At 74.0% G+C, this 23,639-nt stretch carries 21 protein-coding genes; 8 read left to right on the forward strand and 13 right to left on the reverse strand.

Annotated features, from left to right (window positions below; all coding sequences use genetic code 11):
* Positions 1–24: 24 nt before the first annotated feature.
* The 5 genes from JD77_RS14915 to JD77_RS14935 form a co-directional block, all read right to left on the reverse strand.
* Positions 25–1,137 (reverse strand): AI-2E family transporter, encoded by a 1,113-nt coding sequence (locus JD77_RS14915; RefSeq protein WP_145777595.1) that lies wholly within the window; start codon positions 1,135–1,137, stop codon positions 25–27.
* Between the two features lie 272 nt (positions 1,138–1,409).
* Complete coding sequence (locus JD77_RS14920; RefSeq protein WP_145774939.1) at positions 1,410–2,342, reverse strand: TniQ family protein; 933 nt, start codon at positions 2,340–2,342, stop codon at positions 1,410–1,412.
* Entirely contained in the window at positions 2,339–3,385 is a 1,047-nt protein-coding gene (locus tag JD77_RS14925) for a TniB family NTP-binding protein (protein ID WP_145777596.1), read from the reverse strand. The genes JD77_RS14920 and JD77_RS14925 overlap by 4 nt, the downstream gene beginning before the upstream one ends.
* Positions 3,339–5,441: a Mu transposase C-terminal domain-containing protein gene (locus JD77_RS14930; protein ID WP_246140672.1), complete on the reverse strand. Its 2,103-nt coding sequence runs from the start codon at positions 5,439–5,441 to the stop codon at positions 3,339–3,341. The genes JD77_RS14925 and JD77_RS14930 overlap by 47 nt, the downstream gene beginning before the upstream one ends.
* A complete protein-coding gene (locus JD77_RS14935; protein ID WP_246140673.1) occupies positions 5,438–6,166 on the reverse strand; it encodes a TnsA-like heteromeric transposase endonuclease subunit in 729 nt (242 codons plus the stop codon). Before JD77_RS14935 ends, JD77_RS14930 begins: the two co-directional genes overlap by 4 nt.
* A 201-nt stretch (positions 6,167–6,367) precedes the next feature.
* Here JD77_RS14935 and JD77_RS14940 point away from each other — a divergent pair, with 201 nt between their 5' ends.
* Together JD77_RS14940 and JD77_RS14945 are read left to right on the forward strand one after the other, a co-directional pair.
* Positions 6,368–6,553 carry an antitoxin gene (locus tag JD77_RS14940; protein ID WP_145774941.1) on the forward strand — a complete coding sequence of 62 codons (186 nt, stop codon included), beginning with the start codon at positions 6,368–6,370 and terminating at the stop codon, positions 6,551–6,553.
* 223 nt (positions 6,554–6,776) lie between these two features.
* The gene (locus JD77_RS14945) at positions 6,777–7,025 is read left to right on the forward strand and encodes a ferredoxin (protein ID WP_145774942.1); all 249 of its coding nucleotides are present in this window, start codon (positions 6,777–6,779) and stop codon (positions 7,023–7,025) included.
* A gap of 64 nt (positions 7,026–7,089) precedes the next feature.
* Here the strand turns inward: JD77_RS14945 and JD77_RS14950 are convergent, their stop codons facing one another.
* The 7 genes from JD77_RS14950 to eccB all read right to left on the reverse strand — a co-directional run bounded on the left by JD77_RS14950 (position 7,090) and on the right by eccB (position 13,381).
* Positions 7,090–7,725: a C39 family peptidase gene (locus tag JD77_RS14950; RefSeq protein ID WP_145774943.1), complete on the reverse strand. Its 636-nt coding sequence runs from the start codon at positions 7,723–7,725 to the stop codon at positions 7,090–7,092.
* 217 nt (positions 7,726–7,942) lie between these two features.
* On the reverse strand, positions 7,943–8,278 hold the full coding sequence (locus JD77_RS14955; RefSeq protein ID WP_145774944.1) for a YkvA family protein: 336 nt from the start codon (positions 8,276–8,278) through the stop codon (positions 7,943–7,945).
* A gap of 91 nt (positions 8,279–8,369) precedes the next feature.
* Positions 8,370–9,206, reverse strand: coding sequence for a hypothetical protein (locus tag JD77_RS14960; protein WP_145774945.1), 837 nt, complete (start codon positions 9,204–9,206; stop codon positions 8,370–8,372).
* 195 nt (positions 9,207–9,401) lie between these two features.
* On the reverse strand, positions 9,402–9,866 hold the full coding sequence (locus JD77_RS14965) for a hypothetical protein (RefSeq protein ID WP_145774946.1): 465 nt from the start codon (positions 9,864–9,866) through the stop codon (positions 9,402–9,404).
* Between the two features lie 200 nt (positions 9,867–10,066).
* Entirely contained in the window at positions 10,067–11,299 is a 1,233-nt protein-coding gene (locus JD77_RS14970; RefSeq protein ID WP_145774947.1) for a WXG100 family type VII secretion target, read from the reverse strand.
* On the reverse strand, positions 11,292–11,660 hold the full coding sequence (locus JD77_RS14975) for a hypothetical protein (protein WP_145774948.1): 369 nt from the start codon (positions 11,658–11,660) through the stop codon (positions 11,292–11,294). Before JD77_RS14975 ends, JD77_RS14970 begins: the two co-directional genes overlap by 8 nt.
* 92 nt (positions 11,661–11,752) lie before the next feature.
* Positions 11,753–13,381 carry a type VII secretion protein EccB gene (gene eccB, locus JD77_RS14980; protein WP_145774949.1) on the reverse strand — a complete coding sequence of 543 codons (1,629 nt, stop codon included), beginning with the start codon at positions 13,379–13,381 and terminating at the stop codon, positions 11,753–11,755.
* 151 nt (positions 13,382–13,532) lie between these two features.
* On the opposite strand from eccB, the gene JD77_RS14985 reads away from it, so the two are divergent.
* The gene (locus JD77_RS14985; RefSeq protein ID WP_145774950.1) at positions 13,533–14,726 is read left to right on the forward strand and encodes a type VII secretion protein EccE; all 1,194 of its coding nucleotides are present in this window, start codon (positions 13,533–13,535) and stop codon (positions 14,724–14,726) included.
* A gap of 249 nt (positions 14,727–14,975) precedes the next feature.
* Here JD77_RS14985 and eccD read toward each other — a convergent pair whose 3' ends face one another.
* A complete protein-coding gene (gene eccD / locus JD77_RS14990; protein WP_145774951.1) occupies positions 14,976–16,373 on the reverse strand; it encodes a type VII secretion integral membrane protein EccD in 1,398 nt (465 codons plus the stop codon).
* Between the two features lie 240 nt (positions 16,374–16,613).
* On the opposite strand from eccD, the gene eccCa reads away from it, so the two are divergent.
* From eccCa to JD77_RS15015, 5 genes are all read left to right on the forward strand, one after another.
* The gene (gene eccCa / locus JD77_RS14995) at positions 16,614–20,579 is read left to right on the forward strand and encodes a type VII secretion protein EccCa (RefSeq protein WP_145774952.1); all 3,966 of its coding nucleotides are present in this window, start codon (positions 16,614–16,616) and stop codon (positions 20,577–20,579) included.
* 186 nt (positions 20,580–20,765) lie between these two features.
* Positions 20,766–21,074 (forward strand): WXG100 family type VII secretion target, encoded by a 309-nt coding sequence (locus JD77_RS15000; protein WP_145774953.1) that lies wholly within the window; start codon positions 20,766–20,768, stop codon positions 21,072–21,074.
* A 28-nt stretch (positions 21,075–21,102) separates the two neighbouring features.
* Positions 21,103–21,384: a WXG100 family type VII secretion target gene (locus JD77_RS15005; protein ID WP_145774954.1), complete on the forward strand. Its 282-nt coding sequence runs from the start codon at positions 21,103–21,105 to the stop codon at positions 21,382–21,384.
* An 82-nt stretch (positions 21,385–21,466) separates the two neighbouring features.
* Positions 21,467–23,047: a S8 family serine peptidase gene (locus JD77_RS15010; RefSeq protein WP_145774955.1), complete on the forward strand. Its 1,581-nt coding sequence runs from the start codon at positions 21,467–21,469 to the stop codon at positions 23,045–23,047.
* Between the two features lie 37 nt (positions 23,048–23,084).
* On the forward strand, positions 23,085–23,627 hold the full coding sequence (locus JD77_RS15015; RefSeq protein WP_145774956.1) for a hypothetical protein: 543 nt from the start codon (positions 23,085–23,087) through the stop codon (positions 23,625–23,627).
* The last annotated feature ends 12 nt before the right edge of the window (positions 23,628–23,639 follow it).

The raw sequence follows: 23,639 nt of genomic DNA on the forward strand, positions 1-23,639 counted from the left end.
CCGTCCGGGGGCCCGACTCGCCGGTCAGCCTGACGGGTCCTCGGCGGCGGCCCGCCGATGCCGCTGCACGGTGTCGACCACCCGGTACGCCACCGCGGTGACCGGCACGGCGACGAACGCCCCCGCGATGCCGGCGATCAGCGTGCCGGCGGTCACCGCCACCAGGATCACCGCCGGGTGCAGCCGCACCTGTCGTTTCATGACCAACGGCTCCAGCAGGTTCCCCTCGATCTGCTGCACCGCGACCACGGCGGCGAGGGTGAGCAGCGCGACGCCGGGCCCCCTGGCCGCGAGCGCCACCAGCACCGCCACCGCCCCGGCGAGCGTGGCCCCGATGATCGGCACGAACCCGCCGAGGAAGGTGATCAGGGCCAGCGGTAGCGCGAGCGGCACGCCGAGCAGTACGAGGGCCAGGCCGATGCCGACGGCGTCGATCGCCGCGATGATCATCGTGCCCCGGCTGTACGCGCCGAGCGTGCGCCAGCCCACCCGGCCGGCCTCGGCGACGACCTCCCGGTTCGGCCCGGTCATCCGGCGCAGCGTCCACTGCCACATCGACCGGCCGTCCTTGAGCAGGAAGAAGAGCAGCACCAGGGCGAACAGGACGAAGCCGGCGGTCTCCGCGGCCGTCCGGACGCCGCCGACCGCGTCGGGCGCGCCCGCGCCGAGCCCCTGCCGGGCCTGCCGGACCAGCCGGTCCAACTGCTCGTCGGTGAGCGGCAGCGTCGACGTGACGAAGTCGCGGGCGCGTTCGAGGCCCTGCCCGAGCTCCTGACGCAGCTCCTCGAACTGGCTCGCCGTCAGGTTCCACACCAGCGCACCGACCCCGACGAGGATCCCGAGCAGCAACAGCACGGTGAGCAGCGCGGCCGGCGCGGGCGGCAGCCGCAGCCGGCGCAGCAGGAGCAGCACCGGATCGAGCAGCGCGGTGAGGAAGAGGGCCGCGGCCAGCGCGACGGCCAGCGGGGCCAACAGCGCGGCTGTCTTCCCGAGCAGGTAGAGCCCCGCGGCGACCACCACCAGGCAGGCGCTCCACACCACCGCCGAGCGGACCAGCCAGGGTAGCGCGGCCCACGTCTGCCGGGGGCCGGCCGCGAGCCGGCTGGGCTCACCGCTCGCTCCGGCGGGCCTCCCCACAGGCGTCGGGCGCGCCGGGACGCTCTTCCCGGCCGGCGTCGTCTCGGGCGTCCGCCCGGCACCGTCCTCGACCACTTCGGCCCTCCTCGATCCGGCCAGGGGTCGGTACCCGCTCCGCGCCGCTCCGACACCACCCGCCGGTCGCCCCCACCCCCCCGTCGCCGTTCGCCGGCGGCGTCGATCCGTGCCCGGGCGGACCGGTTTGTGCGGCGGGTGTCCTTGCCCGACGTAGTTGACATGTGCTCGGCTCCTTGACCTGGGGGATGTCATTTTCATTGGACCGTCCAGGCTGGTCGTGGCCCAGTGATTGTGATGCCGGCAGAAGCGAAGCCGTGTCCGTTGGTGGGGTGCGGGCGGGCATAGATATCGATCCAGTCGGTGAGTGTGCTGCGGCGGCCGGGTTGCCAGGTGTCGCGGGGCATTGACCAGTCGAGGCAGTTGCCGAACTCAGCGTAGGCGTGGACTCGGGTTGCTTGGCCGGTGACTTGAGCCTGCCATTGGTGTCTGACGAAGACGCTCGCTGCGGAGACGATCTCTGGGTAGTTCGCGGCGTGGAACGCCGGATCTTCCTCGTGGTATTGCAGCGCGCCTGGTCGAAGCACGTCCAGGCGCGTGCTTTGGGCGTGCCCGAGGTTGCGGCCGTGTATGTATTCCCAGGATTCGAAGGCCGCTCTGGTGGCGATCAGGACCGCGACCTGGCCGTGGCGGCGAACGAGACGCCGGTGGCGGACCTGCGCTGAGGTGATCTCTGGCAGGTGCTGAATGTCGATGGCGTTGTCGGTGACGGGCCATGCGGTGGCGGCGGGTGCCCGGGTGCCGAGCCAGAGGTTGTGCTTGACGCAGGCCGTGACGTGGTGGGGGTAGTAGCGGTGGACGGGGCCGCCTCGGTGGCGGCGGGCGCAGGGTGGGCAGGCGGGTCGGGGGAACGCTTGGAGCAGCCACCATTGCGGTTCTGGGTGCTGAAGTTCGAGCAGAGCGCGACGGAGCTGGTGGGCTGAATGGCCGGTGAGTGCGCTGAGTTTGTCGAGGCTGAGGGTCCGCGTTTGCCGGTATGAGTGCTTGTCCGGTGAGGCGTTGATGGCTGCTTCGAGGTCGCGGACGGTGGTGTGGTTGACCTTGGCGAGTCGCCGCAGGTAGGAGGTGATGGTCTCCCAGGCGGCCGGGGGCGTGGGGATGGGCAGCCGTCGTGTGGGCGAAGCGCTCATGCGGCGCCTGATCGTTGGCGGGCGTGGCGGGCAGGACTCGGGGCGGGGGTGGCTGTCTCTGCCGCGTGGTCGAGGCGGATCGCGTCGAGGTGGGCCTTGGTGATCTTTTCGGTGCCGTCGAGGATGGTGTCGATCGCCGCGCCGCGGATGAGGTGGGACAGGCTGCCGATCATGCCGCGTGATCGTTGGTAGAGGTATTCGCCGTGGCGGGCGAGGGTGCCGGCCTTGTGGCGGTGCAGTCGTAGGGCCTGTTCGAGGGTGGCGACCAGGGCCTGCCAGTTCTCCCGCTGGCTGTTGGTGCCGTAGGCGAACGGCCGGGTCGCGATGGTGGCGAAGCGGCTGGCGATCTGTTCGCCGCGGGTGCCGGTGAACAGGTTGGCCCGCTCGACGTTGATGCCGGAGTAGACGAACGTGGCGGGGATCCGCTCGGAGAAGTATTTCAGCTGGTCGGAGGCTTCGGCTCCGGCTCGGGTGGCCAGGTTGAGGTTGTGGATCTCGTCGACGAGCACCAGGTCGCAGCCGACGTCGCAAAGCACGGCGCAGACGGCGTTGGTGACGTCGGTGATGTTGGACCGTGCTGCCAGGGGCAGGCCGAGGAAACGGGCGAACTCGACGGCGAGCATGCGGGGTGTCGCCGCTGGCGGAACGGTGACATAGACGACCGGGATCCGTGGGCCGGTCACCGGGTTGCGCAGTGCGACGGACAGTTCGTGGGCGCGGCCGAGCTGGGTGATGGCGGTCGTCTTGCCGGTGCCAGCACCGCCGGTGATGATCAGCCCCCGCCGGGCCGATATCTGCCGGCGGTTGAGGATCAGCAGCCGGCGAACGGTCTTGACGACCTCCTGGATGGTCGGGGTGTTCACCACGATCAGGTCACTGTGGTAGTCCAGGCGGGCGTCGTCGTAGGCAGCCTGTTCGACCGGGCTCAGGTGCGGCCAATCCAGGCGCAGCTCGGGCGGGCGCGGGTCGTGCTGGACCCACCGGGACCAGCCTTCCTTACTGGTCAGCGGCTCGTCGGCCGGCGGGGTGAACGCGGCGGTCATAGCCACCGTTGCGCCTCCTCGCGGGCGTCGAAGATGCCGAAGGGGATGACGTTGTCCACCTGCCCGTCCTCGGGCTCGTCGACGTCGTCCTCGGGGCGGGCTCGGGAGCGACGCGGGGGCGGTGCGAGGCGGCGGCGGCCCGGGTCCTGGCCGCCACCCGCCGGTCGGTTTCATCTGGCGGGGCCTGGGGTGCGGGGCCCTCGCCGGCGCGGCGCAGCAGGTCGGCCAGCACCCGGGCGGTCGCGGTCTCATCCGGTTCGCCAGCCGGGCCCGAGGTGGCCTGTTGCCGGGCGTGGCGCCAGGTGAAGTCCGCGAACGGCGCAGCCACCATCGGCAGGTGGGTCCACCCGGCGCGGATCCACCCGCCGTCGCGGTGGTTGCGCACCCAGACGTGGGTCAGGTCGTAAGGGTCGTGGCGGACCTCCCACAAACCCTGCTCGGCCGCGACCCCGGAGTGCTGGCGCCGGTGGGGATTGAGCGCCTTGCTGTCGTAGGTGCGCCCGTCGAGGCGGACGCCGTAGTCGTTGATCGTGCGCCACGAGCCTGGCAGCAACTCGACGTAGTCGTCGCCGGTGAGCATCAGCGGGACGTAACCGGCCGCGGTGACCAACACCGCGAACATCTCGTTCGGTGACAACACCCGCCCGGTGTCCGGGCTGAGCAGACCCTCGTGCGGGCGCTGCTGCCACCCGGCGATGATCCACTCATCGAGCAGGTCCTGCATCTGAGCCATCGACCACACCGCTTCGGTCTGCACCCGGCTGCCCCGGTGAGCGACGTCCCGACCGGTGTAGCCGGCGACGTACTGACAGAACAGGGTGTTGATCGACCCGAAGGTGCGCTCGACGATGCCCTTGTCCGTGGGGCTGCGGGGATGCGCCGGCTGCACCGAGATCCCCAACGTCTGGCAGGCCCGCAAGAACGTGTCGGACAGATAGACCTTTCCCCGGTCGCAGACGATCGTCTCCGGGACCACGACCGGTTTCGCGGCGGCCTGCTCCATCCGCGCGTCGATGTCGGCCAGCCGCCGGTGCGGCAGCCTGGAAGCCGCCATCCGCAGCGACTCGTCCCAACCCGGCCGCATCGGCTCGGGAACCAGCATCCGCGCCAACAACAGGGACGCGTCCACGGCCTTCGTGCCCACCGGCCGCAGCACCGCGGCGCAGATCGTGCGGGTGGCGACATCCACCGCCGCGGTCAGCTCGACCCGACGGGCCTGACCGTCGTCGAAAACCACCATCACGTCCAACACGGTGGTGTCGATCTGCACCTGCTGACCCGGCCGCGTCGCCCACGTCACCGTGAACGGCCCGCCCGGCCGGTTCGCCGTCGACCGGCGGGTCGTCGCCGCCCCGAAAGCATGCTGGCCCACCGACAACGCGTTGACCAGGCGACCGAAGGTGGTCTTCGGCGGCAGCGGCACCACCCCTGCCCCGTGCCGCTGCGTCAGGATGCTCTCCACCCGATGCCGCAGCCGATCCCGGGTGCCCGTCGACTGGACGAGCTGGTCGGCCAGCGCATCGCGGATCGCGGCGACCACACGCTCGTCGGCCCGACCGACCGACGACACCGGTCGCTGTGACCGGCCGTCGACCAGTGCCCGCAGACCGCCCGATCGGTAGCGTCGCCGCATCCGCTGGACCGTGGCCACGCTCGCAGGTATTCCGGAGGCGGACAGCTCCTCCGCCTTCGCCGCCACCCGCTGTTGCAGGCCCCACAGGCTCGGGTCGTACTCGGTTCGCGGCGCCGTCCCGGGCTCCGCGCCAGGGGGGAGGCCGGTCTCGACCTCGATGATGTGCCGCTCCCACTCCCGGGCCCGTCGCGCGACGTCCTCACCGACGTCAGCGAGAACATGATCCGCGAGAACCGTCCGCGGTTCACCGGGATCTGCGCCCACGATGTCGAAGTCCGGCGAGCCGACCAGGTGCGTCAGCATCACCGCCCTCGGCGTGCCGTCCGGACCAACCAGCCGCACCCACGATCCCGACAACACCGACACCTGGTGCTCCGCACCGTCGAAGACGACGCGGTCGCCCACCCGCAGCAGCCGCGTCACCAACCCGCCTCCACGATCGACGTCGCCTCCAGCCGAACCGCCATGTCGACGGTCAACAACTGCGACCACAGCAGGTGAAACAGCACCGGCAAGACCGCCATCGGATCACCAACGCGCGTAGCCGCCTGCATCAGTGGCATCGGCGAGGCGAACAGGTCGAGCAGCCGTTGCGCGACCGGCTCGGCGAGATGACGCGGGTGCCGATACCCAGCCAGCCACCGCACGTTCGCCAACCACACCGCGTCGTGCCCGCTCACCAGCCGGTAGTCCCAACCCACCCACTCACACGCCTGGGCCGTCGCCGCGAACGCCGCAGCGTCCCTCGCCGCGATCCGGTCCGCCGGGCGGCAGTCGACCACCACCCCAACACCATCGCGCCGGCGAGCGAAGAAATCCGGTGCATGCGACCTCACCCGCCCCGTGCTCGGCCACCACAACCAGAACGGCTGTGCTGCGAAGCCAACCACCGACGCGTCGAAGTCCAACGCCATCGCCTCGTCGCGCTCCAGCCACGACTCGAACTCCACGTGAGCACTCATGCAGGCCGACCAGTACAAGCCCGGATAGTTGCGCTGCCCCCGGTACGACGGGAACGACCGAACCGCAGGCACCCGCTCGAACGGCACATCCGCCACCTCGACCAAGCGCCGACGCACCTCACTGCCGTCCTCACCGACGAAGCCCACCTCGAACTCAACCGGATCCGCCAGACGGCCGCCCGACACGGACCGAAGACTGGCCACCATGAAGACCACCCACATCCCTCACCGGTCCGCCAGTGTGGCAGCCACTGATCAGATTCAGTGGACCAGGTCGCAGATAGGTGGGCCGGCACCCCCAACCTCAGTGGCACATGTCAACTCCACTGGGCCAGGACAGCGGGGGCGGGGGAAGGCTCCTGGACGGACCGAGTGGAGGAGGACAGGATGAGGGACTTCATGGACAAGGCCAGAGATTTCGTCGACAAGCACGACAAGCAGGTGGACGAGGGCATCGCGAAGGCCGGCGAGGAGGCCGACAAGCGCACCGGCGGCAGGTACCGCGGGCAGATCGACAAGGGCATCGAGACCGCCCAGCGGCGTACCGGCAGGGGTGACACCTCGCCGCGCTGACCGTACCCAGCTTTCCCGGGCCGCCGGGTGCCCACGGTGGCCCGGAACCGTCCGCGTCCGACCTCTTTCCCGCCCCGCGGGAAATCCAGCCCCGCCACTGGCCGGGCATCGATTACCCTCGCTACCATCCGCAGTCGGGGCATGACTCACCGTCTGAGCCGTGCGCGCCTCCCCCAGGGGCCGCGGACGGGCACGCCGGCCGGGACGGAGGGAGGGGGCTCGGGTGAGCACGGACGGCGAGAAGACCGGCGTCGGTTGGCGGCTGCACGTCGACCCGGCCCGGTGCATCGGCACGGGCATCTGCGCCGGCGCGGCGCCCGGGCACTTCGCGCTGGTGGACGGGCTGTCCCGCCCGCTGGCCGAACGGGTGGCGCCGGCCCAGTCGGTGCTGGACGCCGCCGACTCCTGCCCGATGGAGGCCATCGTCGTCTCCGACCTGAAGAGCCGTCGGCGGATCGCGCCGGAGGAGTAGGCGGACGAGGCGAGGGCCGGCCTCCCACTGGGAGACCGGCCCTCTCGGTCGTCGTGCCGCCGGATCAGGAGCTGTAACCGCGGCTCGCGATCCAGTTGGCCAGCGCCTTCACGTCCATCCAGTACTCCTGGGCGGCCGGGTCGGCCGGGTCGGCGATCTTCACCGTGTGGCCGTCGTCCTTGTACTCCACGACCGTCAGGTAGTGGCCGGGGTAGCTGTGCTCCACACCGTCGGCGTCGACCGCGCTGCCCAGGACGTTGGCGACCACCGGCTCACCCGCGTCCACGGCGGCCCGCACGTCCGACCGAAGCTGCTCGACCTGCTCGTTCGAGGCCACGTCCGAGCTGATCTCGGTCGTCTTGTACCTGCCGGGCGCGTACTCGTTCAGCACCCGCGTGATGTCGATGGCCGAGTCCGTACCGTTCTCGGTCGTGCCCAGCTTCGCGGCCAGCTCGTCCTGGCTGACGTCCTTGCCCTCGGCGGACAGGGCGATCCGAGTCGAGGCCGGGCCGCAGTAGTAGTAGTTCGGCTGGGCCTGGTACTCGTAGCCGACCCGATGCTGGCCCGGGCGGTCGTTCTTGGCCGCGGGTGCGGTCCCGGCCGGTGCGGCGTGCGCGGCCACGGCCGGCCCCGCGACGGCGGCACCGGTCATCAGCAGGCCGGCGACGGACAGCATGCTCCTGCGCAGGATGAGGTTCATGTCGAGGCTCCGTTCGGGGGTTTGCCGCCTCCGTCGGGCCGGAGGCGCAAGCACCGGGAAAGGCGCTCGGCTGGCGGTCGTACGGGTGTTTCAACCGACCGCCACGTGCCGGCCATTCCGGGTTGGGGGCCTCGTCACGGCTCGACGGAGAACCCCGGCGAGCGGTCAGCTCGGGCGACAAACCGGGTTATACGCTGCGAACCGCCCGAAGGGCGGCTCAGGGAATCGGACGGCGCGGCGGCTCCGTCGGCGTCGTGGGCCGCCCGGGTAGCCGGCGGTCCGCGGCGCGCCGCTGCTGGGCCAGCCGACCGAAGTAGAGCAGCGCGGCGGCCAGTACGCCGATGTCGTCCAGGTAGATCGGGTCCGGCAGCACGTCCACGGGGAAGACCGTGTACGCCAGGGCGCCCCAGAAGGCGACCTTGCCGCTGGTGTCCAGCGCGCCGAGCAGCCGGCGGGCGCGCACCAACCGCACGGCGAGCAGCACGGCGCCGACCAGCATCGCCAGCACGATCGCGCCGGCGAGCGCCACGAGGACCCACTGCTCCCAGGACATGCCCGCAACGTTAGTGGATGCAAGGAAGGGGCCCCTGTCAACGCCGGACGTAGCGGGTGGTTTCCCGCTCACCCGGGCGCGGTGTGCGGGGCTAGGCCGGGACGGTGGCCCGCCCCCGGGCCACCGTCGACTGGCCGCGGCCGACCGCCGGGATCTCCCGGGTCACGGCCGCCGCCTCCCGGCCCCGCTCCGCGGCCGTCGACCGGCCGTCGATCCCGCCGGGCAGCAGCGGCTCCTCCTGCGGCGTCGGCGTGGCCGCGGCCAGCGCCTCGTCCCGCAGGCTGCGCGCCCCCACGGCGGCCCGCTCCGCGGCGCGCCACGCGGCCTGCTCCCGCTCCCGGGCAGCCCGCTGCCGGGCGCGCAGATGGTCCCGGACCGCCCGGTGCAGCACCAGCTCCTGCTCGACGGGGTGCAGCCGCGGGTTCCAGCCGTTGCGGTGCGCGAGGGCGTCGTCGAGCTGCTCCGCCGACAGTTCCCCGCGGCCGTACGCCTCCCGTGCCGCCCGGTGCAGGTACCGCTCGCGGTCCGCGTACTCGGCGGGGGTGCGCTCGGTGTGCGGCCGGGGCAGGGCGGCGGCGGTGACCAGCCGGCGGACGTCGGCCTCCGCGGCCTCGTACGCCTGCCAGGCGGTGTCGGCGTCCTCCTGGGCGGCCAGCCAATCGGCGCGCAGCCGCCGGGCCGTGGCCGCCGTCCGGTCGGCCGCGGCCGCCAGCTCGCCGGCGTACCGCCGTCGTTCCCGTTCCTCCGCCGCGTCCTTCAGGAGGCTGGGCATGGCGGCCTCGCGGATCCGCCCGCCGGCCACCGAGCGGAAGAGGTTGGGCCGGACGACCAGGGCCGCCACGGCGACGGCGGCGACGCCGAGGAGGGCCAGCCAGATCGCGGCGGCCCGGGGCACGTCAAGCAGGACGGTGGAGAGCGCGGTCTGCATCAGGAGCACCTCGGTTGGTACGACGTGGACTGACGTTCGTGGCCCGCTCGGCGGGCGATGGGGTGCGGGATACCCGGTGCCGAACCCGGGGGGAACGTCGTGCCGCCAGCGGTGTGGCCGGCCGGTCGACGGCGTCGAGGACGGCAGCCGGCGGCGGGCTCGCGACGAGCCGCGCGGCGCCGGAGGGCGCGGGGATCAGCGCCGGGGCGGCCCGCGGCGGGCGACGGCGTCCCGGGTGAAGTCGGCGGCCGGCCGGTCGACCGCGCCGGTCACCGGCGCCGCGACGGACGCCGGCCGTGCGGGGAGGGCGGGCCGGGCCTGCGGGAGGGCCGCGTCCGCGGGCAGCGCGGCGGCCGGGGCGCGCCCAGGGCGCAGCTCGTCGGGCCGGCTGGCCACCACGACGGGACGGGCCGCCCCGGCGGGCGTGGCGGCGGCCGGGACCGCGGTCGCGGCGCCGAGGCCGACCGCGAGGACCAGGGCGGTCAGCGCGAGGCGACCCAGCTCCCGGACCCGGCGCAGGCGCACCGGCCACGGCGGAGCGGCCACCCGCGGATGCGCCAACCGGGGCGAACGGAGCCGGCGCAGCCGCGTCGACCAGGCCGGGGCAGCCCCGTGCGGCATCGCCGGCCGGACGGGGCGGGCGAATGCGACGGACTGCACCCCACCAAGGTAGCCGGGTTGTCGGGGACCCGCAGCTTCACCGGCGTGTCGCGCGGGTGAGCCGGGCCACCACCGGAGTGGACGGTCGCGGCCCGGCGGGCCGCCCCGTCCGCCGTGCTCCCGCTGATGGTGGCGGACGAAACGGCGCGGCACCCCTCCCGCAGGTGGAGGGGCGCCGCGCCGGACGGGTGAAAGAAGAATCAGCTCGCCCCGAGGACCGGCGGGGCGGCGGTCTCGCCGTCGCTCCAGACCATCTCGTCCTCGGTCAGCCAGGTCAGCCGCTCGGCGGACTCATCCTCGTCGCCGTGGCCGTGCCCGCCGAGCAGGCCAGCCCGGTTACCGGCCGCGCCGGCCTTGCCCAGCTGGGCCCGACCCACGCCCGTCGCCGCGCGGTTGTCCGCCGCCGGCGTGGGGCCGGCCGGGCGGGCCGCCGGCGCGGTCGCGCCGCTGCCGGACCCGGCCAGCACACCGGTGCCACCCGCGATCAGGCCGCCCGCCGCGGCGCCGACGGGCGCGCCGAAGAGCAACCCGGACCCGGACGTGCTGGCGCCGCCCCCGGCCAGGCCCGTCGTGGTCGGCCCGCCCGCGACCGGCAGTGGGCTGGCCAGCGACGGGTCCGCGCCGGCGAGGGAGGTGCCGGTGCCCGGGTAGGTGCCGGTGCCGGTGCCGCCGATCGTGCCACCCCCGGTGGTGCCACCGCCGGTGTCCCCGCCGGGCAGGCCCGAACCGCCGGTCGGGCCGTGCGCCGGGCTCTTCGGAGCGGCCATCGTCTTGTGGCCGGTCGTCGGGGAGCCGCCGGTGCCTCCGACGGAGCCGGGCGTGGTGGCCCCGGGGCCGGCCGACGGCGTCGTCGTGTCCGTGTCGGGGTGGTACGGCAGATCCTCGTGCGGGTCGGGCGGCGAGACCATGCGCCCGTACGCGGACAGGTCGTAGCCGGCGGCGAGCTCGGAGACGACCTGCACCATCCGCTGGTGTGCCTTCTCCTGCTCCTCCTTGTCCTGCTGGTGCCCGACGATACCGCCGACGATCGCGCCGGGCAGGCCGAACATGGCCCCACCCTTCACCGCGCCCGAGACGGCCTTGTCGTGGTCGTCGGTCTCCTCCGGGCTCTCGGCCTTCTTCTGCGCCGTGCGCAGGTGGGTAGCCATCAGGGTCAGGCCCTGCCGGACGTCGGCCATCCCCTCCGAGAGGGTGGTCGAGTAGTCGACGATCAGCGACAGTCGGCGCTGGAACTCGCGACCGGCGTCGCCCGTCCAGGTGTTGCCCAGCTTCTCCAGGTCGCCCTTCAGGTCGCGGGCGAGGTCGTCGAGGGTGCCCTTCATCGAGTCCCACCCCGCGGCCAGCCCGTCGATCTGGGTCGGGTCGCCGGCGTTCACGCCGTCGTAGAGCTCCTTGTGGCTGACGTGCTGGTAGCGCGCGGTGTACTCAGACACGCGGGTCCTCCTGCCTGCCCAGTGCGTCGTCGACGCCGCTCAGCGCGGCGGCGATGTCGGCCGAGTTGGCCGCGTTGCGCGCCTCGGTGGTCCGGTAGTTGGTCAGGATCGTGCTGGTCGCCTTCTGCGCGGCCTTGACCGCGTCACGGAGCCGCTGGACCTGCTGGGCGTAGCTCAGGTGAAGCTGGCTGTACCGTTGGGCGTTGCTCGTGCCGTCGGCGAACGTGCCCAGCGTCGGGGGGCGGCACTGCAGCTCGGTGTTGAGCTTCTTGAGCACGGCCTCGGCCTCGCTGAGCCGACCGGCCAACCGCTGGTGGAAGTCCTCTAGGGAGAGTACGTCGACTGTCGTGCGCCCGGTCATGGCAGCATCCCCGTAGTCCTCGTCGATAACCGTTGGCGTGATCAGGTTAGTCGACGCCCCGCCAACCGGGCGACCCGGCGAGGCGAAGACGCTCATCTACTGTGGTCAGCCCCCGCTGGACGGGGCCCGGCTCGTCCCGGTCGACCCGCCGTCCGCGGTGGGGCCGGCCCCGCCCGTCGGCGTCCGGCTCGTACCCGCCGCCGGGTCGCCCGAGCGGCCGTCCGGCGTACCGCTCGCCTCGGGGCTCGCGCTCCGGCTCGCCTCCGGGACGCGCTCCGGCTCGGGCTCGACGCCGGCGTGCGGCCCGCCCCGTCGGACGTCGTGGCGCCCGGGGCGAAGTAGTTGAAGGCGTCCTTGCGCCTCAGGGTGGGGCCGGTCGGGATCAGCGACAGCAGCGACGCGGGCACCGCCAGCGGGGTCACGCCCTCGTACCCGAGCGCCTGCTGCGCCTCCGCGTCGAGCGGGTAGCGCACGCCCTGGGCGCCGATGAGGTAGACCGTCGCGCCCGCCGCGCCGGTGCCGCCCTCGCCGGCCCCCGGCGCCGCCTGCGCCAGCACGCCCTTGCCGCCCGGCAGCAGCACCTGTTCGGCGGTGCGGACCGCGTCCCGGGCACTCTGCCGGACGGGCAGGGCGGGGCCGTTCAGTTCGGCCGGCAACCGGTCGAAGACCTCCAGCGTGGTGACGGGCGGCCCGCCCGGGGCGCCCCTGCGGTACGTCGCGCAGAGCACCGTCTGGCCTGCCCGGACCGGCTGCAGCGTCGGCAGCGCCTGCGGCGTGCCCTCCGCGTCCAGCCGCTGGTCGGTGAACAGCCGGCCGGCCTGGTCCGGGGTGATCTCGGTGATCCGGCGGCCGTCGCGCTGCAGCAGCAGGGCCGTCACCTCGCCGATCTGCGCCAGCCCTTCCCGAGTCAGCACGTAGTGCAGCCCGGCGGCGCGGAACACCTCGCCGACCCGAGCCCGCCCGTCGCCCACGGTGAACCGGCTGACCTCCCCGTCGCCCGGGATGTCGGGCTCCCGGAGCACGGGCCCCGCCGGCACGGCGTTGAGCAACTGCTCGCCGACGTTCAGCGCGGGCGCGCCGGCCATCTTCAGCGCCGCGATCGCCGGGTCGCCGCCGGCGATGCGCAGCCGCGCGTCGCGGGTGAGCAGGTACCGCTCCCCGCCGGCGGTCACCAGCACCCCGCGCTCGCCCAGCGGCGTGCCGCCGGAGAGCGGGCGGTCGATCGCGACCCGGGTCGTGGAGCGGCGCGGGTCGGCCGGGTCCGGCACGTCGCAGACCGACCACGGCAACTCGACCAGCGACTTGGGCTCCGGCAGCGCGTCCGGGGCGCCGACGATCCCGACCGTACGGCCGCGCGGCCGGTCCGCGATCGACGCCTGCGACATGGTCCGTACGGCCGGCTGTGGCTCGTTGAGGATCAGCCGCGCCGAGGCGTAGTTCAGGGTCGGGTGCAGCAGCCCCTCGACGTAGACGTACGTCGCCCCGGTCTCCCGCTCGATCACCAGGGTGTTCTCCTCGAGCGGGGCGGCGTTGCCGGTGAGCTGGCCGTACGCGCCGACGCCGCCGAGCACGACCGCCGCGGCCACCACGCTGCCCACGACGGCCAGGCCCAACCGCCGCATCGGCAGGTTGGTGGTCTCCGGGTCGCCGGAGAGCAGCGCGGAGACGATCCGGCGGGTGACGAAGCGGTACGCCTGCACCTGGTCGCGGCGGGTCCGCATGACTTACCTCCGGCGGGGGTGGGTCCGGCGGCGATCAGGTCCAAGCTCCGCCGCGGGCTTCCCTACGATAAGGGGCCGCCGGACGCGGATCGGGACCACCGCCCGCCCGGCGCCGCCCTGGGAAGCCAGCTGTTCAGAAGGGACGCCACCGATGACGCAGGTCCAGGCGCCACCCGGTCGTACGGCCGCCGGCCCGGCCGGCCCGCCCGCGCGGTCGGCGCCGCCCGACCGTACGGTCACCCCGGCGGACCGCCGCAGCCGCGGCCGGCTCGGGCCGGTCGTGGTGGGGCAGCTCGTCGTTTTGGAGCTCTGCGCGGTGGCCGTGTACGCCGTGCTCGGCCGCCCGGACTGGCTGGTCGCCGCCGTCGCGGTGCCGGCGGTGGCGCTGGTCGTCGCCGCCTTCGCCCGCCGCGGCGGCCGCTGGTGGTACGAGGACCTGCTGCTGCGCCGCCGGTTGCGGCGCCGCCGGGACCGGGCGCGGGCGGCGGTGCACGCCGGCGGACCGGACGACTCCCGGCTGGCCGCCCTCGCGCCGGAGCTGACCGTCATCGAGCTGACCGAGCGGGGCACCCGGCTCGGAATCGGCCAGGACGGGCAGGGCTGGTTCGCGGCGGTGGCGCTGAACCCCCGTCCCGGCGCGCCCGCCGGCTCGGTCGACGCGGCGGCGGTGGACCGGGCGCTGGCCGTGCTGGCCGAGTTCTCCGCACCGGTCTCCCTCACCCAGGTGGTCTCGCACACGCTGGTCTGGTATCCGGCGCCCGGCGCGCCCCCGGCCGCCCACCGCAGCGTCTGGGTGGCGGTCCGCCTCACCGTCCGGGACGCCCGGACCGAGGCGGTGACCCGGGGCGGCGGGATGCTCGGCGTGCACCGGACCGTCGCGACGGCTGTGGGCCGGCTCGGCAAGGCGCTGAACGCCGCCGGTCTGAGCCACCGCGTCCTCGGTCGGGACGAGCTGCGCGCCGCCGTGGTCTCGGCGGCCGGCGTGGACCTCGCGTCCGCGCCGCAGGCGGAGACCTGGACGGGGCTGCGCGGCGGCGGCTGGACACAGCGCTGCCTGGCCCTGCGGGCCCGGCCCGGGGTCCCCTGGGGCGCCCTGGTGGATGCCGTGACCGCGACCTCGGCTCCCTCGCACACCCTCGCCGCCGTGGTGCGCCCCGGCGCCCGGCCGGCCCCGCTGCTGCGCGTGGCGGCCCCGGCCGACCACATCGAGGAGCTGGTGAAGGTGGTCCGGGACGTGGCGCGGCGCGGTGGCGTCCCGACCCGCCCCGTGGACGGGGAGCACGGCCCCGGCGTCTACGCCACCGCCCCGGTCGCCCTCCGCGTCGCCGACCTCCCCGCCGACTGATCCCCCACCCCACCCCACCCCACCCCACCCCACCCCCACCCCACCCCACCCCACCCCGGCCCACCCCCCACCCCACCCCCTCCGGCGATCTTGCACTTTGTGCCCCGACGAACCGGGGTGAAAAGGGCATCACGGGGGCCGAAAGTGCAAGATCGCCGCGGCCCGGGTGGGGCGCGCCGGGGGTGGGGGCGCGGCGGGGGAGGGGTGGGGTGGGGGAGGGGTGGGGTGGGGTGGGGTGGGGAGAGGGAGTCAGGGGCGGAGGTTGACGATCCAGCCGTACAGGCCGCAGACCCAGACGGCGAGCGGGACCAGCGAGATGATCAGCAGGATCTCGACGATGTCCAGCAGCCGGCCCCAGACCGGCGAGATCCGCTTGCCGGCCACCGTGAGGCCGTAGATCAGGCTGACCACGGCGGCCAGCACCAGGCCGCCGAGAACGACCCCGAGCTTCACCGCCGTCGAGCCCCCCGCGAAGGTGGCCGCCGCGGTCAGGCCGAGCCCGAGGGCACCGGCGAACAGCACGGGGACGCGCAGGGCGCGGCCGATGAACGGGCGGGCGCGCAGCAGCGACAGCAGGGCCAGCACCAGGCAGAGCAGCACGGCCGGCAGTCGGCCGTCCAGGGCGAGGATCACCTCGCCGCCGAGCACCAGCAGCCCCACGGTCCAGAGCAGGCCGGTGAGGAACGCGTCGGCCCGCTCGCTGAGCCGCAGCACCCGGCGGCCGTCGACGCTCTCGGTGTCGTTCTTCAGGTCGTCCGGCCCGGTCGGGATGGACGGCACCGGGAGCCGGGCGAGCCGGTAGGCCGCCATCGGCAGGGCCGGCACGACGGCGAACGCGACCGTGGCCACCACCGCCGCGGCGGCCGACGCGCCCACGCCGAAGGCCAGGCTGACCACCGCGCCGAGGCCGACCGCGCCGGCGACCGCCGTCGCGCCGAAGAACAGCGGCGCCCGATCCCCGACGGCGAGTACCGCCACCGCCCCGAACACCACCACCGCGGTCGCGGCGAGCAGCAGGTGGGGCGCGGCCAGCTCGGTCAGTCGGCGGTCCCCCGCCAGCACCAGCAGGCCGCCGACCGCGGCGTACCCGAGGCCGACCACGGCGAGCACGGAACCCGTGCGGCTGTCGCCCACCGCCCGCGACAGCACGGCGGCGCTCACCACCAGGCCGAGCGCGACCAGCAGGGCGACGAGCGCCCCGGGCAGCTGCGGCGGGCCGGCGAGCAGCGCCGCCAGCGCGCCGGCCCCCAGCGCCGCCGCCGCGAACAGCACCGCGAAGGACCGCGTCGTGCCGACCTGCCAGGTGCCCGGCCGCTGGTTCGTGGCCGTGGCGACCGCGTCGACCACGTCGTCGAAGACGATCTCCGGCGCCGCCGCCGCGCGGGGGTTGAAGTACAGCACCTCGCCGTCGCGGATGCCCAGCTGGGCTGGGGTACGCCCGCCGTCGAGCGGCTGCCCGCCGAGCCGGGACAGGCTCCAGCCGCCGTGCCGTACCCCCTCGTCGGCGAGGTCCTCGCCGGCGTACCGGAGCAGGGTCGGCAGCAGGTCTGCCAGCGGGACGTCCGAGGGTAGGGCGAGGTCCATCCGGGTCCGGGGAGCCACGATGGTGATCCGGCTCAGACCACCCGTCGCCGTCTTCGTCGCCACTGTGGCCTCCTCGCGCTCGCCTACGATGCACCCGCCGGGCGGCACCATCCCCCGTGGGTCCACGACGCCCACGGGAGATTACCTAGGATGGCGTCCGCGTACGATGCCCACCCGACGGCCCGCGCTCCGGCGGGCAGCACCGCAAGCCCGCCGGGCCGAACAGCGTCGTCGTGCCACCCCCGGTCGCACGTCACGCCGGGCCGGTCGGCGTCCGGGCCGCTTCTGGGGGAGGAGACAGCCGTGAGCACCGTCGTGTTCCGCCGGCTTCCGCGCCAACCGGGGCCCGCCCTGCCGCGCGGCGAGGTGCTGCTGGAGTCCCCGCCGGAGCTGCCCGAGCAGACCCCCCGGGGCATGGGGCAGCTGCTGATGATCCTGCCGATGGTCTGCGGCGTGGGCGCGATGGCGTTCCTCTACGCGGGCCGGGGCGGCGGGATGATGACGTACGTCGCCGGTGGGCTCTTCGGCGTCTCGATGCTCGGCATGGCGATCGGCACGCTGGCCCACGGCGGCGGCGACGCGAAGGCCGAGCTGAACGCCGAGCGCCGCGACTACATGCGCTACCTGGCCCAGATGCGCAAGCGCACCCGGCGCGCGGCCGAGCAGCAGCGGGCCGCGATGACCTGGCGGCACCCGGAGCCGGACGCGCTCTGGTCGATCGCCGCCTCCCGCCGGCTGTGGGAGCGGCGAATCACCGAGGACGACTTCGGCGAGGCCCGGATCGCGGTCGGCCCGCAGCGGCTGGCGGTGGAGATCGTGCCCCCGGAGACGAAGCCGGTCGAGGACCTGGAGCCGATGAGCGCGATCGCGCTGCGCCGGTTCGTCCGCGCCCACTCCACCGTGCCGGACCTGCCCACCGCGCTGTCGGTACGGGCGTTCTCCCGGGTGGTGCTGCGCGGCGACCGGGAACCGGTGCTCGACCTGGCCCGGGCGGTACTCGGCCAGCTCGTCACGTTCCACGCCCCGGACGACCTGATCGTCGCGGTGGTCGCCGCCCCGGACCGGCAGCCGGACTGGGACTGGGTGAAGTGGCTGCCGCACGCCCAGCACTCCGGTCGCGCGGACGCCGCCGGCGCCCACCGGCTCGTGTTCGCGACCCTGGCCGAGGCCGAGGAGGCCCTCGCCGAGGAGTTGGGTGGCCGGCCCCGGTTCGCCCCGGAGGCCAAGCCGCTGACCACCGCGCCGCACCTCGTCGTGCTGATCGACGGTGGCGAGGTCGCGGCCACCTGCCACCTGAACGGTCCGAGCCTGCTCGGCACCACCGTCGTCGACCTCTCCGGCACCGTGCCCCGAGACGCCGGGCGCTGGCTGCTCTGCCTGGACGCGGGCGACGGCAGCTCGCTGGACCTCGTCCGCGGCGCGTCCTCGTCCCGCCTGGGCACACCGGACCGGCTGAGCGCGGCGGCGGCCGAGGGGCTGGCCCGGCAGATCGCCCCCTACCGGCTGTCCCAGCAGCAGGCCAGCACCGACGAGCCGCTGGCCCGCAGCATGGAGCTGCCGGACCTGCTCGGCGTCGGCGACGCCGCCACGGTGGACGTGCGGCAGACGTGGCGGCCGCGCAGCCAGCGGGACCGGCTGCGCATCCCGCTCGGCCTCGGGCCGGACGGCAACGTCGTGGAGCTGGACTTCAAGGAGTCGGCGCACGAGGGCATGGGCCCGCACGGCCTGGTCATCGGCGCCACCGGCTCCGGCAAGAGCGAACTGCTCCGTACGGTGGTCGCCGCGCTCGCGGTGACCCACTCGTCGGAGGAGCTGAACTTCGTCCTGGTCGACTTCAAGGGCGGCGCCACCTTCGCCTCGCTGGACGCGCTGCCGCACACCAGCGCGGTGATCACCAACCTGTCCGACGAGCTGCCGCTGGTCGACCGGATGCGTGACGCCCTGGCCGGCGAGATGAACCGCCGGCAGGAGGTGCTGCGGGCGGCCGGCAACTACGTCTCCCGGTACGACTACGAGAAGGCGCGGGCCGCGGGCGAGCAGTTGGACCCGATGCCCAGCCTGCTCATCATCTGCGACGAGTTCAGCGAGCTGCTCGCCGCGAAGCCGGACTTCATCGACCTGTTCGTCATGATCGGCCGGCTGGGCCGGTCGCTCGGCGTGCACCTGCTCCTGGCCAGCCAGCGGCTGGAGGAGGGCAAGCTGCGCGGCCTCGACACGCACCTGTCGTACCGGATCGGTCTGCGCACCTTCTCGGCGGTGGAGAGCCGGATCGTGCTCGGCGTGCCGGACGCGTACGAGCTGCCCAGCGCGCCCGGCCACGGGTACCTGAAGACCGACACCGCCACCATGCTGCGGTTCCGGGCGGCGTACGTGTCGGGCCCGTACCGCACGCCGGGCCAGCAGGCGAAGTCGTCCCAGGCGCTGGTGCAGCGCCGGATCGTGCACTACGGCACCGAGTTCGTGCCGATGCGGGCCCCGGAACTGCCGGTGGAGCCGGTGGCCGAGCCGGAGCAGCCCGTCGACGGCAAGGCCGTGGCGATGCTCGACGTGCTGATCGACCAGCTCAAGGGCAGGGGAAAGCCGGCCCACCAGGTCTGGCTGCCGCCGCTGTCCGAGCCGCCGAGCCTGCTCGACCTGCTCGCCCCGCTCAGGGTCGACCCCACGTACGGGCTGACCACCGACGGCTGGCAGGGGCGCGGCCGGCTCACCGTCCCGGTCGGCGTCGTCGACCGGCCGTACGAGCAGCGGCGCGACCCGATGATGGTGGAGCTGGCCGGGGCGGGCGGCAACGTGGTCATCGTCGGCGGCTCGCTCAGCGGCAAGAGCACCATGCTGCGCTCGATGCTCGCCTCGCTGGCGCTCACCCACACCCCGCGCGAGGTGCAGTTCTTCTGCCTGGACTTCGGGGGCGGCGCGCTGCGCAGCCTGGAGGGGCTGCCGCACGTCTCCGGCGTGGCCGGGCGGCGGGACACGGAGGCGGTCCGCCGCACCGTCGCCGAGGTAGTCGCCGTCATCGACGAGCGGGAGCAGCGGTTCGCCCAGCACGGCATCGACTCGGTGGCCGCGTACCGCCGCCGGCGGGCGGCCGGCGAGTTCGCCGACGACCCGTTCGGCGACGTCTTCCTCGTGGTGGACGGCTGGAACACGCTGCGCCAGGAGTACGAGGAGTTGGAGCAGACCGTCACCAACCTCGCCGGCCGGGGGCTGGGTTTCGGCGTGCACGTCGTGCTCACGGCGGTGCGCTGGGCGGAGATCCGGATCAACATGCGGGACCTGCTCGGCACCAAGCTGGAGTTGCGGCTCGGCGACCCGGCCGAGTCGGAGATCGACCGGCGGGCCGCGCAGAACGTGCCCGAGAAGACCCCGGGCCGCGGCCTGACGCGCGACAAGCTGCACTTCCTGGCGGCGGTCTCCCGCATCGACGGCCGCCGGGAGGTCGACGACCTGACCGAGGCGTCGGTCGCGCTGGCCACGCACGTGGCCCGGGCGTGGTCGGGCCGGCCGGCCCCCAAGGTGCGGCTGCTGCCGCGCAGGCTGCCGCTGCACGAGCTGGTCCGGGTCGCCGACCGGTCGGCGCCCGGCCTGCCGATCGGGGTCAACGAGTCGGCGCTCGCCCCGGTCTACCTCGACCTGGCCAACGAGCCGCACCTGACCGTCTTCGGCGACGCCGAGTGCGGCAAGACCAACCTGCTGCGGGTCATCGCCAAGGGCATCATCGAGCGGTACACCCCGGCGCAGGCGCGGCTGGTCATCGCCGACTACCGGCGCGGCCTGCTGGGTGCGGTGGAGGGCGAGCACCTGCTCGACTACGCGCCGTCGAACCAGGCGTTCGCCCAGGGGCTGGGCTCCATCCGCAGCGCCCTGCAGAACCGCCTGCCCGGGGCCGACGTCACCACCGCCCAGCTGCGCGACCGGAGTTGGTGGAAGGGGCCGGACCTGTACATCCTGGTGGACGACTACGACCTGGTCGCCTCGGGTGGCAGCAACCCGCTCAGCGCCCTGCACGAGCTGCTGCCGCAGGCCCGCGACATCGGCCTGCACCTGATCATCACCCGGCGGGTCGGCGGCGTGGCGCGGGCGCTCTACGAGCCGGTGCTGCAGCGCCTGCGCGAGCTGGACTCGCCGGGCCTGCTGATGTCCGGCAGCCGGGAGGAGGGCGCGGTCTTCGGCACGTTGCGCCCGAGTCCGCAGCCGCCGGGCCGGGGCACGCTGGTGCGTCGCCGCGACGGCCAGCAGCTGATCCAGACCGCCTGGTCGGACCAGGCGTGACGGGCTCCTCACTATCCGTGCGGCCATAAGGGAGGGATGGCCGCGGTCGTGGGGGAGGGCTGCGCCGGTTGGACCCGGTCGGTTACCGTCTCATCCGGAGTGTCCGTCGGTGGGGTTGGTTGGCCTTGCCGCGGGGGAGGGGCGCGGCGATGCCGCCGCCACAATCAAGACGGAAGGGTGTGAAGCATGGCGTTCGAGGTCGAAGCATCGACTCTGCATACCGCGGCGAATGACGTGCGGTCCACGCGCAGCGACGTCGACGGCGAGCTGAAGAAGTTGTGGAACGTCGTCGACGACCTGGCCATGGCCTGGAAGGGTGCGGCGTCCACGGGCTTCCAGCAGCTCATGGTGCGCTGGTCGGAGGACACCAACAAGCTGCTGACGGCGATGGACAACATCGCCGACCTGCTGGACAAGTCCGGTACGACCCACCAGGTCAACGACGAAGAGCAGCAGCAGATGCTGGACAAGTTCCACGCTGCTCTGAACCCGTGACCGGCAGCCAGGCGCAGAGGAGGCAATCGTGACGATCAAGGTTGACTACGCGGTCCTCGAGAGCAGCAACCAGCAGATGCAGGCCATCTCGCGGACCATCGACGAGAAGCTCGACACGCTGCGGTCCATGCTGTCCAAGCTCCAGTGGGACGGTCAGGACCGCGCCGCGTACGAGCAGCACCAGGCCCAGTGGGACGCGGCCGTTCGGGACATCAACAAGATCCTGAACGAGATCGGTGGCGCGGTCGGCATCGCCCGCGAGAACTACGTCACCACCGAGATGAGCAACTCCAAGGTCTGGGGCAACTGAGATAATCGCCGGCGCGGCTCCGGTCCGGCTTCACCGGACCGGAGCCGTTCTGCGTGACGGGGTCGAGCCTCGGGGGGAAGCGATGCGTACGGGCAAGCACCGCCGGCCGTTGCTGCGGTCCGTCACCGCCGTGCTGGCGCTGGTCGCCGTCGTCGGCAGCGGCCCGCTGGCGGCACCCGAGCCGGCCCGGGCCGCCGACACCGTCCGCGGCCTGCAGTGGTACCTGGACGCGCTGCGCATTCCCGAGGCCCACAAGCTCACCAAGGGCCGGGGCGTCACCGTCGCCGTGGTCGACGGGGGCGTGCACGCCGCCCACCCCGACCTCAAGGGCCAGGTGCTGCCGGGGCGCGCCTTCTCGCCCGACGTGGCCCGCGACGGCCGGACGGACCCGGACTCCGAGAGCGGGCACGGCACCGCGATGGCGGGCATCATCGCCGGGCGGGGCGGGGGCGCCATGCGGGAGCTGGGCATCGCCCCGGAGGCGAAGATCCTGCCCGTCGCACTCGGTCCCGAGGGGCCGGGCCGGGACCTGCCGAGCGCCCTGCGCTACGCGGCCGACGCCGGCGCTGACGTGATCAACCTGTCCGTCGGCGCCCCGGGCAGTGACCCGAAGATCACCGAGGCCGTGCGGTACGCGCTCGACAAGGGCGCCGTGGTGGTGGCCTCCGCCGGCAACCGCCGGGTCGACCGGGCCGTGCCCCTGCCGGCCAACATCCCCGGCGTCCTGGCGGTGGGCGCCACCGGGAAGGGCGGCTCGCTCTGGAGCGGTTCGGTGACGGGCCCGGAGGTGGGGCTGACCGCGCCGGGCGAGCGCATCATCGCGCCGGTGCCGCCGCCGGTCTCGCCCAACGGCTACGGCGTCTCCGACGGCACCAGCCAGGCCACCGCCATCGTCTCCGGGGTCGCGGCGCTCGTGCGCGCGCGCCATCCCAAGCTGAACGCCGCCAATGTGGTGAATCGCCTGATCCGCACCGCCGAGGACCGGGGCGCGCGCGGCCGCGACCCGGAGTACGGCTTCGGGGCGGTGGACGTGCTCGCCGCGCTCACCCGCTCGGTGCCCGCCGTGGACGGCAACCCGCTGCTGGCCGCCGCGTCGCCGAGCCCGAAGCCGGCCACCGGCGACGACGGGGACGACGGCCCGGCCGTCTCCTTCGGCCTGGCCGACAACGCCGGGCTCCAGCTCGGGCTCTGCCTGCTCGCGGTGCTCCTCGTCGGCGTGGTGGCCGTGGTGCTGATCGTGGTGAACCGCCGGGCGGCCCGCCGCCGTGCCGCGGCGCCTCCGGTCGGCGGCCCGCCGCCCCCGCCAGGCGTCCCGCACCCCGGGTACGGGCCACCGCCGGCGCAGCGCCCCGGCCCGCATCCGTACCAGCCGCGGCCGGTCGCGCAGCCGGCGCCTCCGCACGCGTACGGCCCGCCCGGTCAGCACGGCGCACAACCGTACGGCGGCCAGCACGGCGCACAACCGTACGGCGGCCAGCACGGCGCACAACCGTACGGCGGCCGGCAGGGCGCGCCGCCGTACGGGCCGCCCGGGTGGCAGGGCGGGCCGCCACACGGCCCGGCAGGCCCGCCGCCGGGCGTTGCCGGCGCGCCACCTCCGCCCGGGTCGACGCCGGGCGGCCACGCCGCCGGGGCGCCCCCGGTGGATCCAGAGCCGCGTTGACACCGAGACCTGAGACACGGGGCCAGGGGAGGGCACCATGACTGACGAGCACAACGACCCGGACCGGGTGGACGTCCGGTTCAACGTTCCGATGCCGGTCAACCCGATGTATCCCGGTATGGGGAACATCCGGGGGATCAGCTTCGACAAGACCGGCGTGGAGCAGGCCGAGACACCGGGCGGGCTGGTCGCCGGGAGCGGCGAGAAGGGCGTCGAGACGGAGTGGAACGCCGGCACCCTCGACTCGGCCATCACCTGGCTGGAGACGCACGCGAGCTACCTGCACCGGCTGTCGTACGACATGGCCGACATCAAGGAGCAACTCGGCGGTGACCAGGCCGCCGCCGGCAAGGGGGCGCTCGGCGGCTTCCAGTACGCCACGCAGCTCGGCCAGCAGCACCAGCAGGTGTACACCGGCACGGAGAACGGGCTGCGCACCCTCTCCGACAACCTCTACACGGCCGCGGAGGCGCTGCGCACGGTCAAGCGGAACTACGAGACCGCCGAGGGCGCCAACGAGATGACGGCGCAGCAGATGCAGCAGGCCTTCAACGACGCCGCCCGCGGCGGCGAGAGCTAGATCGGGGGAGAG

Source organism: Micromonospora olivasterospora (assembly GCF_007830265.1).
Lineage (GTDB): Bacteria > Actinomycetota > Actinomycetes > Mycobacteriales > Micromonosporaceae > Micromonospora > Micromonospora olivasterospora.

Bases quoted from the DNA above. Each gene is read 5' to 3' on its own strand.
- JD77_RS14940 (WP_145774941.1), top strand. From the start codon at position 6,368: ATGAGGGACTTCATGGACAAGGCCAGAGATTTCGTCGACAAGCACGAC.
- JD77_RS14960 (WP_145774945.1), bottom strand. From the start codon at position 9,206: ATGCAGACCGCGCTCTCCACCGTCCTGCTTGACGTGCCCCGGGCCGCC.
- JD77_RS14985 (WP_145774950.1), top strand. From the start codon at position 13,533: ATGACGCAGGTCCAGGCGCCACCCGGTCGTACGGCCGCCGGCCCGGCC.
- JD77_RS15015 (WP_145774956.1), top strand. From the start codon at position 23,085: ATGACTGACGAGCACAACGACCCGGACCGGGTGGACGTCCGGTTCAAC.
- JD77_RS14955 (WP_145774944.1), bottom strand. From the start codon at position 8,278: ATGTCCTGGGAGCAGTGGGTCCTCGTGGCGCTCGCCGGCGCGATCGTG.
- JD77_RS14950 (WP_145774943.1), bottom strand. From the start codon at position 7,725: ATGAACCTCATCCTGCGCAGGAGCATGCTGTCCGTCGCCGGCCTGCTG.
- JD77_RS15010 (WP_145774955.1), top strand. From the start codon at position 21,467: ATGCGTACGGGCAAGCACCGCCGGCCGTTGCTGCGGTCCGTCACCGCC.
- eccB (WP_145774949.1), bottom strand. From the start codon at position 13,381: ATGCGGACCCGCCGCGACCAGGTGCAGGCGTACCGCTTCGTCACCCGC.
- JD77_RS14920 (WP_145774939.1), bottom strand. From the start codon at position 2,342: ATGAGCGCTTCGCCCACACGACGGCTGCCCATCCCCACGCCCCCGGCC.
- JD77_RS14925 (WP_145777596.1), bottom strand. From the start codon at position 3,385: ATGACCGCCGCGTTCACCCCGCCGGCCGACGAGCCGCTGACCAGTAAG.
- JD77_RS14975 (WP_145774948.1), bottom strand. From the start codon at position 11,660: ATGACCGGGCGCACGACAGTCGACGTACTCTCCCTAGAGGACTTCCAC.
- JD77_RS15000 (WP_145774953.1), top strand. From the start codon at position 20,766: ATGGCGTTCGAGGTCGAAGCATCGACTCTGCATACCGCGGCGAATGAC.